Origin of the sequence: Knoellia aerolata DSM 18566, from assembly GCF_000768695.1 — a bacterium.
Classification (GTDB): Bacteria; Actinomycetota; Actinomycetes; order Actinomycetales; family Dermatophilaceae; genus Knoellia; species Knoellia aerolata.
Genome location: NZ_AVPL01000005.1, coordinates 26055 through 40520, shown reverse-complemented (window position 1 = coordinate 40520; position 14466 = coordinate 26055). Strand labels below are relative to the sequence as shown.

Genomic DNA, 14466 nt, shown 5'->3' with positions numbered 1-14466 from the left:
CGGCGCGCCAGCGGGACGGCGGCCATGGATGAGTAGTCTTCACCCCGTCGTGGTCCCGTGGAGTTCTGCTCGCGGGCATCAGGGAGTCGCCGCTGAGCGACCCCGCTTCGCGTTGCTCAGCACCAAGATCCTTGCCTACGTGGCCGTGCCTTTGTTGATCATGACTAGCGCAAGTACTGCGGTCTTCGCCCCACCGATGTTGGCCCTAGGTGCAGGATTGGCGTTCGTTTGGCTAGTCGCACGGCCCCCGTTGTGGGCCAGTGTCGCACTTATCCCACTAACCGTCCCCTTGGGTCCACTCGCGCAAGTCCCAATCGCTGGGGGGCACTTCGTCGTGACCTTCGCTGATTGTGCGATGGGCGTCGCCCTTGTGAGCGCCGTCACTAAGGGCCGGACCCTCGCGGGCCCTTTGCTTCTTCCCGTTTCGCTGTGGGTTCTGTGGACAGGGGTCGGTACGGTGTTCGCTGACCAGGTCGGCCCGGCGATGTCTGGGTTCAAGGTCGTGCTTGGCGCCGCAGTCGTCATTCTGCTTACCCAGTCAGCCGTCAAGGAACGACCCGAAGCTGGCAGGCGTCTGGTCCTTGCCGTGTCAGTTGGCTCCGTCATCGTTTCGGCCATGGTGTTACTCGCGGTGGCAGACAATCCTGGGTCTTTCGCGAACTCGGCTGGAGCGAAGGAGCAGTCGGATCTGTCCTTTGGCGGCAGCAACTATCTGGCCGCTCTCATCGTCCTAGGCCTGTCTGCCACAGCCGGGAGCTTTCTGGTGACCCGCGGAGGAACCCGAAAGCTCCTTTTGCTTGGAGTGCCGGTGCAGTTGCTCGCGGTCGTGGCAACCGGGTCGCGAGGACAGACAGCTGCCCTGGGTGTTGTCTGGGTGGCCGTGGTGTGGATCAGCATACGGGCGTCCCGCCGCGCTGCTGTCGTCACTATTGGTGGCCTGCTGGTCTCCGGCGGCGTCGCGCTCTTTACCCTCGGTGACTGGCTGATCCAAATATGGCAGCCAGCCTTGGCAGGGGGAGCGCGCAATTACAGCACTGCGCAGGCTAGGTTCGACATCTGGGCGACAGCGATTGAAACGTTTCGGGCCAACCCCGTCATTGGTGTGGGACTCCGCAACTTTGAATGGCGTGGTGATTTCGCTTACGCCCACAACTGGGTGCTTCAGCTAATGGCGGAGACTGGGCTTGTCGGCCTTGGGGTATTCGTTCTTATAGTAGTTCGGGCTCGTGCCATCACACCTCCTGCGTCGCGCCCGATGCTTCACATGGTCTTGGTGGTTGCGGCTGCCTCCGGCTCTCTCGAGCCAACGATTCTCACACGCGACTATGACTACCTGTTCTGGATCATCGTGGTGGCCGTCGCGCACGGGGCTCTGACCGCGAGCGAACGACTGCCTGAGTCCTCGACCATATTGGCGCGGCGTGGCAAATTGGCGACGCAACGGCCTATGTCGGTGAGCGTTGGTTCATGAAGGACGCGACGAACCAGACCCCACGGTGAGTACACAGTCTGTAGGTGTGGTCGAGGTCATCATGGCCACGATGGGCAGGCGTGACCTCACCTTCCTGCGGGGCCTCGCTGTTGATTCCGATGCCATCGTCATCAACCAAGCCGACCGTGTGGGATACGAAGAGGAAGTTACAGCGCATGGGAGGGTGCGAATGCTCAGCCTCCGGGAGCGAGGAGTGGGTCTGAGTCGAAATACTGGACTCCACCGGTCGGTGGGTTCTATTTGCCTCCTGGCTGATGATGACATTCGGTTAGCGGATGGGTATGCGCGCATCGTCGAGGACGCCTTCCTCGCGAACGACAAGGCAGATGTGGTGATCTTCAACTTGGACGAGATGGGGCCCTATCGGCGAAGGGTGGAGTTGCCGATGCGCGTCCGGTGGTCAAATTACATGAACTTCGGCGCCCCCCGCATTGCTTTTAGACGTGAGAGCGTGCTTCGCGAACGGATCTCCTTCAGCCTCCACTTTGGCGGAGGGTCGGCGTACGTTGCGGGAGAGGACACCCTTTTCCTTCGTGACTGCCTGCGGGCCGGCCTAAGGGTCGTGGCAGTCCCCGAGGTGGTCGGGACCATCCTGCCCGACAGTGAGTCGTCGTGGTTCGACGGTTTCGACTCCAAGTACTTCCATGACCGTGGCGCCCTGTACGCAGCCAGTTCGGGACGGGTGGGTTACCTCCTCGCGCTCCAGTTCGCAGTACGCAGGCGAAGGCTCTTCCAAGGAGCATTCTCCAGTGTGGATGCGGCTCGAGAAATGGTGTCGGGAATCCGCAGCTACCGTCAACTGGGGGGTGGATGATCATCTCGTCAGAGCCACGAAGTGCCCTGATTCTGCTCAACTACCGCGATGTGGAGAACTGCCGGGCCTTCCTGTGCTCACTGCGTGAGTCCAGTGCAGTCGATCGCGTCATGGTCGTCGACAATGCCTCGCCAGGACGTGACTTCGAAGACTTAGTCGCGGAGTTCGACGACGGCCGGATCGCAGTCGTTCGCTCGCCGAGCAACGGGGGCTACGCTGTTGGTAACAACTTCGGGTGGCGGGAGGCAATGCGGCGATGGCCGACCATAGAGACGTTGATCATCTCGAATCCGGATGTGACGATCGACTCCTCATCGCTGAATGAGGTCCTTGCCGCCGTGCGTCCCCGGGGCGAGTTCGACGCGGCTGCTCCATTGATCGTCGATAGGATAGGCAATGCGTCCCAGTACTTTGCTTGGCCATTGCCGACTTACTTCGACGTCCTACTCTCGACATCGGTGATCCTGTCGGTCATCCGGCAACGGCTCGGCTTCCACTCGTACGCCGTACCAGCAGGCGCTCAGGCCCCCTTCGCAGTCGATGTCCTTCCTGGTGCATGCTTCGCGATCAGTGCCGAGGCCTTCGAGCGTGTTCAAGGCTTCGATGAGCAGACCTTTCTCTTCTGTGAGGAGAATATGTTGGCTCATCGCCTCAAGGCGCGGGGAATGCGAAGCGCCATTGTGCCCAAAGCCACGGCCTTTCACCAGGTAAGCAGTTCAGTACGGCGGTCGTTCAAGGGAGACCACGTCAAGTTCGCCCTCGCGGCACGGAGCTACGACGCCTACCTTCGCCACTACCTCGATTCGCCGCGGGTGCTGGTATTCCTTTACCGGGCGGCGGTACGCTTTGGCTACGTGGAGCGCATCGTCTTATCCAGAGTTCGAAGGCCCCGTCCGTAGTGTTCGACGTCAGGCAGGCGCTCCGGAGTGGCGCCTACGCGACAATGGCCAATGCCTTTTCCTTGGGAGTCTCGGCGGTCTTGGTTTTGCTCCTGCCAAGGGTGTTGGGCTTGGAGGACTATGGCTACTGGCAGATCTATGTCTTCTATGTAAGTTTCGTGGGTTTTCTACACTTGGGCTGGATCGATGGCATCTACCTCAGGCTCGGGGGGGCGGAGTACGAATCGCTGGAGTTTGCGCGGCTAAAGGCGCAGCTCCTCGCTCTCATCGGATGCCAAATGGTGATGGGTGCCCTTCTGGCGGGTTCGTCTTTGGTGATTCTCGACGGCGGCAGTCGCTTGGAGGTATTCCTTGCAACGTCCTTGGCGGTTGTGCTCGTCAACTGTCGAATGTTCTTCTCGTTCGTGCTGCAATGCACGTACCGCATTCCTGAGTTCTCGGCGTCCCTCCTAATCGAGCGCGGAGTTCAGGTAGCGGCCGTGGTGGCCCTGCTCGCCGTGGGCCGCAGGGACCTGGAGTCCTTTCTCTTGGCGGACGTTCTGTCAAAGGCTGTCGGTCTCGCGATCTCTGCCGTTTTCTGCCGTCAGGTCGTCACCGCGAGGAGCGACTGGCGCTACGCCAGAACGGATATCTGGGAGCATCTTCGCGCCGGGGCTCCGCTTATGGTTTCGAACCTTTGCGCGCTGCTGGGGATTGGGGTGTTACGCTTTGCGATAGAGATCCATTGGGGGGTCGTGGCTTTCGGGCAAGTGTCTTTAATGCTGTCCCTCTGCTATCTGTTCATCGGTTTTGCATCTAGCCTTGGCTCAGTACTGTTCCCGATCTTGCGCCGCATGAGCGAGACTGAGTTGGTGCGCAGTTACTCGCTGCTTAGACCCCTAATCGACAGCGCGACATTGGTCTTGGCACTGAGCTACTTCGTCGCAAAGCCGCTGGTCGCCTTATGGTTGCCTGCCTTTGCCGACAGTGTCCGGTATCTTGCGGTCTTGTTCCCGATCGTCCTGTTCGATGGCACCACGACAGTGCTTCTGATGACGTACTTGAAGTCCCTCCGCAAGGAGTGGGGTCTGCTGTTGGTCAACGTCGTCACGCTCGCAGCGGGTCTCATCCTCACCGGGGTCGCTGTATGGACGGGAAGTTTGGACCTTGCGGTGCTCTCAATGGCTGTCGTCTCGGCCATTCGGTCCCTGATGGCGACGATCATGCTGCGGATTAGCGTTCAAAGGTCCGTATGGAGTGACTGGCCTCCGCAGGCCGCTGCCGGGGCACTGCTCGTGGGATCCGAGTGGGTGGTGCCGTCCGTTGCTCCCTGGGCCTTCGCAGTGTTCGTCGCCGGGCTCGTCGTGCTCAGGAGAGAGGCACTGTCGTCGGGTTTCGCGCTGCTCCGAGGAGCCGTGTCTGGTAGGCGGGCGTCGCAGCTATAGAACCGGCGTTTTGCGTCGGAGGGTGGGTGAGGAGGAGTGACTGAGCTCGGAACTGTGCAACGCGGCGCTCAGAATGCTCTCGAACTCGCGGGCGATGTTGTCTACATTGAAGTCGCCCTCGGAAAGCTGGGCGGAGGCCGCGCCAGCATCGACCCAAGGATCCGCGGACACCAACCTGCTCAGCTCTTCGGCCGCTACCTCTGGACTGGTGTCGAGCCGCCAACCAGCGCCGTGGGAGGCAGCGAGGTTTGCCAGCCACCCATCGTGATTGAAGAGAAGCGGCTTACCCGAGGCAAAGGCATCGAACACCTTATTCAGGGAGTTGTCCGCGAGAGCTTCGTCGTCAATAAGACACGAGACGACGGCATCTGCGGCCCCGTAGTAGTCGACGACTTCGTCTTTGCTTACCTCGCCTCGGATGACCATGGCAGGGTCTAACCCGAGCTCCCGGCAGGACGCCCGCAGCGCCTCGGTCTGGGTTCCTTGTCCGAGCACCACTACCCTGACACCCGCGTCGCGGGTCAAGGCTGCGACCTTCAGCAGCCACGGAATATTGTAGGTGATGCCGTGCGAACCGGCGTAGAGAAGCAACGTGTGTTCAGGTGCTATGCCGAGAGTCGATCGAAGTTGGTGTCTTCGGGTATTTGTGCTTCCGAACCGCTGCGGCTGGGCGGTGTTTGGGAGTAGCCGAACGTCAACCGACGGCGCGACTCTCCGGACCCCCTGTACCATCGCCGGCGAAAGAGCCACAACCACGCTCGAACGCGTATAGGTCACTCGCTCAAGCTTGTGTGCTGCCGAGATCAGGAACGGGTTACGGATGAGGCCAAGACGGATGGGGACCTCCGGCCACAGATCCCTCACCTCGAAGACCATGGGAACGCGGCGTAGCCGACGGGTCACCAGTGCAGGGACCGCGACGGTCAGGGGTGTGCTGCTCGCGAAAACGAGATCGCAGTTCTCGATGGCGGCGGTGAAGGTGGCCCTCGCGGCAAAGGTCGAGAAGGCGAAGAGCCGTCGGGCGAGCGACATCTCGTTGTCATATGGTGACCTGAGCTGGAGCACTCGGATCCCAGCAATTGTATAGTCCCGATCCTCCCGTCCTGCGCAGAGCATGATCACTTCATGGCCCTCTCGGACGAGGCGCGAGGCCATGTCGAAGGGCCGGGAGCCACCGGCTTCGTCCGGGCGGCGGAAATGCTGGTGGATATAGAGAATCTTCATACAGCCTCAGTTTGCCTCGATCTGTTGGACGCCACAGCACCCCGTGCACCAAAGAAGAGACACGATGCGTGTGGGAACGGTGGGTGAAGCCAAGCAGCCTACTCACGCGGGCTACTTGGCTGGCACCCCCTTGACAGTTACTCCCCTCGGGACGTCACGAACTATTAAGGCAGACCCGCCAACGATGGCATCCTCATGAATTGTCAATCCTTGAAGGACGGCCGCGTGCGTACCGACCATGCTTCGCTCACCAATGCGGACATTTCCCGAAATGGCCACTAAGGGATTGATTGACACGTAGTCAGCGACGTCGACATCGTGGCCAATCGTGCTGTTCAAATTGACATGAACGTGTCGTCCGATTCGGATGTTTGTCGTGAGGCGCACACCAGCGCAAATAACCGTACCCGCCTCCAACGCGACATCCCGTCCGAGGGTGGAGTTCGGATGGATGAGGACGCCTTCCGCCAACCCAAGCATGCGGACCTGGTGATCAATGCGAGCCTTGACAGTGCCCGTAGCGATACCGATGAAGACATGAGTGTCCTTCGGGGCCTCCTCGAGCCAGTTGAGACCGCCGAGAACGTGATCCCCCGCTCGGATGACTGCCGCTCGGTTGGCGTCGGACGGGTCGTCATCGACGTAGCCAAGGAACCGCCAGTCGTCGCCATTTTCAATGCACGCGTCAATGACGTCACGGACCTCACGTCCAAAACCGCCGCAACCGACTATCACTACTGACCGGGCCATCAGCGGGACCTTTCAGGAGGCTGAAATTCGGGCATGGTGACGTCGCCCATGGCGGTGATTCCGTCACGTCGCAGCACAGCTGCCACGGTTCGACCGATGATGGCGAGGTCGCCACTGAGCGTCTGGGTGTCGACGTACTCGACGTCTAACTCAAGCCGCCGCTGCCAGCTCACAGCGTTGCGGCCGCTGACCTGCGCAAGACCGGTGAGGCCCGGGCGGACCTCGTGGCGCCGGGCCTGCTCGGGGGAGTAGCGCCCGAGGTACTGAACCAGCAGCGGGCGGGGTCCAACGAGCGACATGTCGCCGCGCACGATGTTCCATAGCGTCGGCAGTTCGTCGAGACTCGTTGAGCGCAAGAAGGCTCCGAATGAAGTGAGACGGTCTGCATCGGATATCAGCCCTTGGGACAAATCGGGGGGGCGCATGGTGCGGAATTTCCGCATCGTGAAAATTTCGCCGTTGAGCCCGGGCCGCCGCTGCATGAAAAGCACGGGAGAGCCCAGCTTGACCCTCACCGCGGCAGCCACCAAGGCCTGGATCGGCAACGACACCAAAAGGGCAGGCACCGTGACCGCCAAGTCGAAAAACCTCTTGCGACTTCCCTCGCTCATGCCGCTCCGAGGAGCAGTCGGATTTCGACGATCACCCGGTCAATCTGTTCGTCAGCGAGTTCAGAGCCGGACGGAAGTGTGACCCCCGTAGCAAACAATCGCTCGCTCACACCGTTTACCGCGGCCCGGCGGCTAGCGTGCACCGGCTGGAGGTGCATGGGCTTCCATAGGTGACGCGCCTCGATGCCCACCGAATCAAGCCCACCCATGAGAGTCGTCGGATCCGTCGACACCTGTGCTGGATCGAGGGTGATACAAGTGAGCCAATGGTTGTCTTCGCTGTCGTCGAGTCCGTCGGTGCGACCGAGGAGGGTGACGCCCGGGAGGTCGGCTAGCCCTGCGGCATACCGATTCCGGATCTCCCGTCGCCGGGCGATCATCGAGGCCAGCCGTTCGAGCTGACCGACTCCCAAAGCTGCGAGGACATTGGATAAACGGTAGTTGTAGCCAACCTCCGTATGCTCGTACCACGCGGCCGGTTGGCGGGCCTGGGTCGACAGATAGCGCGCCCGTTCGAGGAGGTTCACATCGTCGCTGAGGAGCATCCCGCCCCCGGACGTCGTCATGATCTTATTGCCGTTGAAGGAAAGGGCGGCCGCTCGTCCGAACGACCCCGCCGGGCGATCACCATGAGTAGCGCCCAGCGCCTCGGCGGCGTCCTCTATGAGCGGGACCTCAAGGACTTCAAGGCGGTCACCTAGGGCCGTGTAGTCGCAGCACCGGCCGAACAGGTCAACGGTCATGACGGCGGCAATGGTCCGTCCCTCGGCCAAGAGAGCGCCAACCGTCTCGACCAAGAGGTCGATGTCCACGTTGCCGTCGATGTCGGAGTCGACGAAGATCGGCTCTGCCCCGGTGTAAGCCACCGCGTTGGCGGAGGCGGCAAACGTCATGGTTGGGAGGACTACGGCGGTGCCTGGTGCAGCGCCAACGTCCAAGAGCGCGAGATGCAATGCCGCGGTCCCCGAGGACAGCGCCAAGGCCCCGCGGACTCCACACCGGTCGGCGACCTCGCGCTCGAAACGGTCGACCATCGGTCCCAGCGGCGCGACCCATCCGGAGCGCAGTGCTTCGAGGACGTACTTCTCCTCGACGTCCGTCACGTGGGCCTTGGACAAGTGGATGCGGTCTGTCACGGCAGCATCGCTCCTTCGGTCGACTGGGCCAGCATCCATCGGCGCGCGTCCTCGGGCTCGGCGACGTGCGCTCGCGCCACCTCTCCGGACGCGATGGGCGGGACTACGACCTTGTTGATGAGCGGGTGGCCCGCGGACTCGATAGTCTCACCTGCGGCGAAGAGCTCCTCAGACATCTTTTCTCCCGGTCGGAGCCCGGTGAAGACCACGTCGATGCCGGATTTGCCTGACAGGTCGATGAGTGTGCGGGCGACGTCGAGAATTTTCACTGGTGCGCCCATCTCGAGAACCATGACGTCACCGTTGGCGCCGATCGCTGCTGCCTGAAGAACAAGCTGGCTCGCTTCAGGTATGAGCATGAAAAAGCGCTCGACCGCGGGGTGGGTGATCGTCACGGGTCCACCCTGCTCGATCTGGGCAGTGAACGCCGTGATCACCGAGCCGCGGGAGCCAAGAACGTTGCCGAAGCGAACACTGACGTAGGTACCCTCACTGCTGCGGGCGTACTCGGCCGTGAGCCGCTCAGCCAAGCGCTTGCTGTAGCCGAGAACACAGGTCGGGCTGGCGGCTTTGTCGGTTGAGATGTTGACGAAGGTCTTGACTCCGGCCGACCGGGCAGCCTCCAGGACGTTCTCGGTGCCTAGGACGTTGGTCTGCCACGCCTCTAGCGGGAACTGCTCGAGCAGGGTGAGGTGCTTGAGCGCGGCGGCGTGAAACACGACATCGGGAAGCTCGCGTTGGAAGACGCGATGCAGCGCGTCAGGGTCCCTGATGTCGCACAGAGCAAGGGTGCCGTCGTCGAGCAGGGCTCGACCCGTGAGACTCATCTGAGTGCCGTGCAATGCGGACTCATCCCGGTCCATCAGGACCAGCTTCGCCGGGCCGAACTTCGCGATCTGCCGAGCAAGTTCGGAACCGATCGAGCCGCCCGCCCCCGTAACGAGGACACGTTTGCCGGTGATCGACTCGGAGATGGTCGCAGCGTCCATCGTGATCCGCTGTCGACCCAGGAGGTCCTCGAGGTTTAGTTGGCGCAGGTCAGACCCGCTGGCGGGGCCCAGGAGGCGGCCCACCGGCGGGAGCACCAGTAGTTTGAGGGCGTGCGCGCGTGCCAAGTCGCGGATGTCACGTAGTCGATCGGCCGAGACCGACGGCATGGCGACGACAAGGGTCGTGGCAGAGGTGCGCTCGACGACCTCAGAAAGCCGACTGATGTCACCTCCGACGCGCAACCCCTCTACAGGCATGCGGCGCTTGCGAGGGTCGTCGTCGAGGACTGCCACTGGGACGAAGCGACCCTCCTTGGAGGCATCGCGTGTGAGCGCGCGAAGCAACTGCCGCCCGCCTTCGCCGGCCCCGTAGACGATGACCGGCACGTCTGCCTCCGTGACATTGGGGCGACCCCAGCGGTACGACCGAACAATGAAACGCAGCGCGAACATGCCCACAAGTGCGAAGATCGGCACGACCAGCGGCAAACTTCGGGGCACCGGCGTCCAGTCGGTGAATACCCGCAGAGACACGAGGATGATGCCCACGACTAGCGCACCTCGCGCCACTTGGGCGGTCTCCTCGAAGGAACCGCGACGGTGATCCAACCAGAGAAGATCGAGAGCCAAGGTTACGACGAGCTGAGCGACTGCCGCGATCATGGCGAAGTTGATCACGTTGGGATCGAGGGCCTCAGCGGCCTCGAGGTCGAAGCGAAGCCAGGCGGCAGCGAGGGCAGCAGCAAAGACGATGAGTGCGTCAACGACCGCCCATCCAGCCTGAACCACCACTTCACGGCGCTTGGCGAGGGACAGCACGAAGATCAGGTTCGCTTTCGTATGGCAGCTTCCGGCGTAGGCGCGCCCAGCAAATATGCCACTTAGTCGGCCACCCCGGAGCGCCCATTAAGACTAGTGCACCTAGAGCCGATAGGGTTACCGCGGCCGGAACGACCCGGCATTGACGACGTTAGGAACGCTCTTGGATCTCGTGGCCTACGTCCAGATCGTGAGACGTCGTTGGCGGACCCTCATGGCGGTCGCCTTGGGAGTCTTGGCAGCCTCGGCCATCATGACCCTCCTCGCGACCCCGAAATACACCTCGAACACGCAGTTCTTCGTCTCCACGGCGGACTCGGCCAGCAGCAGCCAGCTTGCCCAGGGCGGGGCGTTCACCCAGCAGCGAGTCAAGTCCTACAGCCTTCTCCTGCTCACTCCTAAACTTCTGGACCCCGTCATTGCGAAGTCCGGTGTCAGCGATTCGCCGACCGAGCTGGCGCGCAAGATCACTGCAACGACGCCCCCGGATTCGGTGGTCATCGACGTGTCGGTCACAGACCCGAGTCCAACCCAAGCGCGGGATGTTGCCCAGGCCATCGCCGAGGTCTTCCCCACTGTCATCGCTGATCTCGAGCGGGTCTCCCCCGACGCCGACAGCCCCGTCAAGGTGACCCTTGTAAGCGCGCCGATGGTCGCAACGGCGCCAGTGAGTCCTCACCCGCCGCGCAACCTCGCACTCGGTCTCGTGCTGGGCATCCTCGCCGGCTTCGGCGCGGCCGTCGTCAAGCATCTCCTCGACACCAAGTTGCGGACCAAAGAGGACGTCGAGGGTATGACCAACGCTGTCGTCCTCGGCGGGATCCCCTACGACGACGACGCGTCCAAGCATCCCCTGATCATCCAGGCCGACCCCCACGCCGGCCGCGCCGAGGCGTTCCGCAGCCTGCGTACCAACCTTCAGTTCGTGGACGCCACGGAGCACCCCCGAGTCATCGTCGTCACCTCGTCTATCGCTGGCGAGGGGAAGTCGACGACAACAGCCAACCTGGCCCTGGCCATGGCTGAATCCGGTGCGAACGTGTGTGTTGTCGAAGGAGACCTCCGGCGCCCGCGGCTGCTCGCCTACCTCGGCCTTGAGGGCTCGGTGGGCCTCACCGACGTCCTCATCGGTCGCTACGAGCTCGACGACGTGCTGCAGCCGTTCGGCGCGCACTCGCTCACGGTCCTCGGTGCCGGTGCGACCCCGCCCAACCCAAGCGAGCTACTCGGGTCGACGGCGATGCGTGACGTCCTCGACGAGCTGCGTCGCCGCTTTGACTTCGTGCTCATCGACGGGGCCCCGGTCCTCCCCGTGACCGACTCGACGGTCCTCACCAGGCTGACCGACGGCGCCATCGTCGTGGCCGGGAGCGGTGTCGTCACCAAGGATCAGTTCGAGCATGCCCTCGAGACGTTCCAGACGGTGAACGGGGTTGTGCTCGGCGTGGTGCTCAACCGCGTGCCGCGCCAGAACCGCGGCGCCTACTACGACTACCGCTACGAGTACCGACCCGAGGGTGCTGTGTCCAGCCGACGGACCAAGACGGGTCGACGACGCAAGAACGAAGATGACGCGACGCGCCCTCGGCGCGACCTCGTTGGGAGTTGAGCCCCCAGTCCGTCAAGGCGCTCGATGATAGACCGGGCGCGATTGCAGATGGCGCAACGCAAATGGTGATCCATTACAGACCGCGCCGCGGGCGAGGCGCCGTCATTGTCGTGCATCCGCCGCCCGCCCTCATCGACGATGCACAGAGGGTGGCGCTGTCAAGCCCGTCAATCTCGGCGTAGCCTCCCTGAAGGTGCTTTCTGACATCGGCCCACGGAACCCGCACTCCGTCGGCACGTGACGGTCGGTCGTTCCGCCCCATGCCGATCAGCACGTCCCGGGCCGCAAAGCTCCGCATCTCTCAGAGGGGTCATCACCAGCGTGGCGTGACTCGCTCAGCCGCGCAGTGGCCCCGTGACACCGGTAGTGCAACAAGGGGCTCTGCTCCCGTCACAGACCACGGTCGACCTGTGAGGCTGTGGCGCCCCTAAGCGCCGACACGACGGCAGGCAGGGACTCGGAGACCTCCGCGACCATCTGGTCGAAGGCCGGTGCATCGCGCTGGAACGGGTCGATGATCCCGGAGTCCTCGGCCAGCCGCGGGCTGACCGTACCGCGCTTGGCGATGGCCGCCGCCGCCACCTTGGCGACGCGGTTGGCTCCGGCCGTTGCCTCGATGTCGGCTTCCGTGACGTCCGTCAGCAGGTCGCCCAGATCGTGGAGGGCGAAGGAGTAGCGCAGTGCGCGAGGGTACAGGGGGACGACCGTCGAGAGGTGGTCGCGCGTCGCGCTGATGACGAGGTCGGCCGCAGCAACGATGTCTCGGGTGATCTGGCGTGCGGCGAACTCATCGGCCACGGCGCCGGCCCCGGTGATCCGGCTGGCCGACTGCACATCGACGGGTGCTCCGACGAGTGCCCCGGTGCCGGCGCTGGAGACGGTGATCCCCTTGCCAGCGAGCTCGTGAGCGAGCACTCGTTCGATGTAGGGAGATCGGCAGATGTTGCCGGTGCAGACAATGAGAACATGCCCGGATTCCAAGACGGATCCCTCGTCTGATGACATGCGGACACACTAACCGGGCGCGGAAGGGACTTCCCGCGCACGCCATCATCTGGGGTGTCTCCTCGGTTTCGAGCAAACGACCCACGCGGAGAAGTCGATTCGGTGAAACTGGGAGCAGGCGCTGAGGATGAGGCGCACCAAGGCCGGGCCGAGGAGAAGCAGATGGGTGTCAGGCCGATCGGGGGCATCGTCGTCGTCGGGGCAGGTGGTTTCGGGCGAGAGGTCGTGGCTCTCATCCAAGCGTTGGGCGCACGCGGCGCCCGGGTGAGCGTGATGGGTGTCGTGGATGACTTGCTTAGCGCCGTCAATCGTGAACGTCTCGAACGCCTCAATGTTCCGTTCCTCGGGCCGGTCAGCGCGTTGGCCGGGCCCCGGGACGGGCTGAGCGTGGTTGTGGGGGTCGGCGCCGGGTCGGTGCGCGAAACCCTGGTGGATCGATTGATACGCATCGCGCCCGATGTGTAGTTTCCGGCCCTGATCCACCCGACGGCCTGGGTAGGGCCCGACGTGCTGCTCAACGAAGGCGCGATCATCTGCGCAGGGGCACGGCTCAGCACCCAGATCACCGTCGGTCGCCATGTACAGATCGATCAGAACGCCACCATAGGTCACGATGTGATCTTGGGCGACTATGCGAGGGTTAACCCGCAAGGCTGCCTGTCGGGGTCTGTCACGGTGGGCGCCGGATCGACGATCGGTGCCAACGCGACCGTTCTGCAAGGCTTGACAATCGGTTCGTGCACGATTGTTGGCGCCGGCTCGGTGGTCACACATGACGTCGCGTCGGGCGTCAGCGCATATGGGGTGCCAGCGAGGGTGCATCAACTAGCTGGTTAGTCTGCGCGGGTGCGCCTCATTTCCGCCAACGTCAACGGTATTAGTGCCGCCGCTCGACGAGGGGGCTTCGAGTGGCTCCACGCCCAAGGTGCCGACGTGATCGCTTTGCAGGAGGTGCGGGCGAGCGACGAGCAGGTGCGCGAGGTCCTCGATCGGAGCGGACTCCGGGACTGGCACCTGAGTTGCGCGCCCGGCCGCGTCAAGGGCCACGCGGGAGTCGCCGTGCTCACGCGAGGGGAACCGTCGCGCGTCAGCAGGGACCTCGGGCCTAGCGAGTTCGCCGACTCCGGTCGCTGGCTCGAGGTCGACGTGTCCGGCCCGGGCGGACAGGTCACCGTCGTCTCCACCTACGTCCACACGGGGGAGGCGGGCACGCCGCGGCAGGGCGAGAAGATGCGGTTCCTCGACGCGGTCGGCTCGCGCCTCGCCGCGCTGGCCGAGCGCGATGCGTATGCCGTCCTCACCGGAGACCTCAACGTCTGCCACGGCGTGGACGACCTCAAGAACTGGAAGGGCAACCTGGGCAAGTCGGGCTTCCTCCCCGAGGAGCAGGCCCACCTCGACCTGTGGGCGCGGGCCCACGGCTACGTCGACGTCCACCGGGCCCTCCACGGTCCGGGACCCGGGCCGTACACGTGGTGGTCGTGGCGGGGCAAGGCGTTCGACAACGATGCGGGCTGGCGGATCGACTACCAGTTGGGGAGCCGTGCGCTCGCTGCTGTGGCGACGCGAGCGCAGGTCGGGAGGGCGGCGGCATACGCCGAGCGGTGGAGCGACCACGCTCCTCTTACGGTCGACTACGACTTCGCGGTGGGGTGTGGGTAGCGACTGATTGCGAGTTCCGGTCGCGCTCGCTG

The 14466-nt window shown here is 63.4% G+C and carries 14 protein-coding genes; 8 read left to right on the top strand and 6 right to left on the bottom strand.

Annotated features, from left to right (window positions below; translation table 11 throughout):
• Positions 1–457 precede the first annotated feature (457 nt).
• From N801_RS03700 to N801_RS03685, 4 genes are read left to right on the top strand one after another with little or no spacing between them, the layout of a single operon-like run.
• Positions 458–1471 (top strand): O-antigen ligase family protein, encoded by a 1014-nt coding sequence (locus tag N801_RS03700; protein ID WP_169744201.1) that lies wholly within the window; start codon positions 458–460, stop codon positions 1469–1471.
• Positions 1472–1517: 46 nt separating this feature from the next.
• Positions 1518–2306: a glycosyltransferase family protein gene (locus N801_RS03695; RefSeq protein ID WP_052112561.1), complete on the top strand. Its 789-nt coding sequence runs from the start codon at positions 1518–1520 to the stop codon at positions 2304–2306.
• On the top strand, positions 2303–3205 hold the full coding sequence (locus N801_RS03690; protein ID WP_084108112.1) for a glycosyltransferase family 2 protein: 903 nt from the start codon (positions 2303–2305) through the stop codon (positions 3203–3205). Before N801_RS03695 ends, N801_RS03690 begins: the two co-directional genes overlap by 4 nt.
• The gene (locus tag N801_RS03685) at positions 3205–4629 is read left to right on the top strand and encodes an MATE family efflux transporter (protein WP_035932985.1); all 1425 of its coding nucleotides are present in this window, start codon (positions 3205–3207) and stop codon (positions 4627–4629) included. Before N801_RS03690 ends, N801_RS03685 begins: the two co-directional genes overlap by 1 nt.
• Here N801_RS03685 and N801_RS03680 read toward each other — a convergent pair.
• From N801_RS03680 to N801_RS03660, 5 genes are all read right to left on the bottom strand, one after another.
• Positions 4624–5853, bottom strand: coding sequence for a glycosyltransferase family 4 protein (locus tag N801_RS03680; RefSeq protein WP_052112560.1), 1230 nt, complete (start codon positions 5851–5853; stop codon positions 4624–4626). The genes N801_RS03685 and N801_RS03680 overlap by 6 nt on opposite strands.
• 111 nt (positions 5854–5964) lie before the next feature.
• Positions 5965–6603 (bottom strand): acetyltransferase, encoded by a 639-nt coding sequence (locus tag N801_RS21850; protein ID WP_084108111.1) that lies wholly within the window; start codon positions 6601–6603, stop codon positions 5965–5967.
• Entirely contained in the window at positions 6603–7214 is a 612-nt protein-coding gene (locus N801_RS03670; RefSeq protein WP_035932981.1) for a sugar transferase, read from the bottom strand. Before N801_RS03670 ends, N801_RS21850 begins: the two co-directional genes overlap by 1 nt.
• A complete protein-coding gene (locus tag N801_RS03665; RefSeq protein WP_156996444.1) occupies positions 7211–8350 on the bottom strand; it encodes a DegT/DnrJ/EryC1/StrS family aminotransferase in 1140 nt (379 codons plus the stop codon). Before N801_RS03665 ends, N801_RS03670 begins: the two co-directional genes overlap by 4 nt.
• The gene (locus N801_RS03660) at positions 8347–10158 is read right to left on the bottom strand and encodes a nucleoside-diphosphate sugar epimerase/dehydratase (protein WP_035932974.1); all 1812 of its coding nucleotides are present in this window, start codon (positions 10156–10158) and stop codon (positions 8347–8349) included. The genes N801_RS03665 and N801_RS03660 overlap by 4 nt, the downstream gene beginning before the upstream one ends.
• 172 nt (positions 10159–10330) lie before the next feature.
• On the opposite strand from N801_RS03660, the gene N801_RS03655 reads away from it, so the two are divergent.
• A complete protein-coding gene (locus tag N801_RS03655) occupies positions 10331–11767 on the top strand; it encodes a tyrosine-protein kinase domain-containing protein (RefSeq protein WP_052112573.1) in 1437 nt (478 codons plus the stop codon).
• Between the two features lie 390 nt (positions 11768–12157).
• On the opposite strand, the gene N801_RS19525 is transcribed toward N801_RS03655, so the two are convergent.
• Positions 12158–12772, bottom strand: coding sequence for an arsenate reductase/protein-tyrosine-phosphatase family protein (locus N801_RS19525; RefSeq protein ID WP_084108110.1), 615 nt, complete (start codon positions 12770–12772; stop codon positions 12158–12160).
• A 102-nt stretch (positions 12773–12874) separates the two neighbouring features.
• Between N801_RS19525 and N801_RS19520 the strand changes: the two genes are divergently transcribed.
• The 3 genes from N801_RS19520 to N801_RS03640 are packed head-to-tail and all read left to right on the top strand — an operon-like array spanning position 12875 to position 14434.
• A complete protein-coding gene (locus tag N801_RS19520; protein WP_052112558.1) occupies positions 12875–13237 on the top strand; it encodes a PglD-related sugar-binding protein in 363 nt (120 codons plus the stop codon).
• A gap of 42 nt (positions 13238–13279) precedes the next feature.
• Entirely contained in the window at positions 13280–13609 is a 330-nt protein-coding gene (locus N801_RS20025; protein ID WP_169744200.1) for an LbetaH domain-containing protein, read from the top strand.
• A 9-nt stretch (positions 13610–13618) separates the two neighbouring features.
• Positions 13619–14434, top strand: a complete 816-nt coding sequence (locus N801_RS03640; protein WP_035932972.1) for an exodeoxyribonuclease III — start codon at positions 13619–13621, stop codon at positions 14432–14434.
• Positions 14435–14466 lie beyond the last annotated feature (32 nt).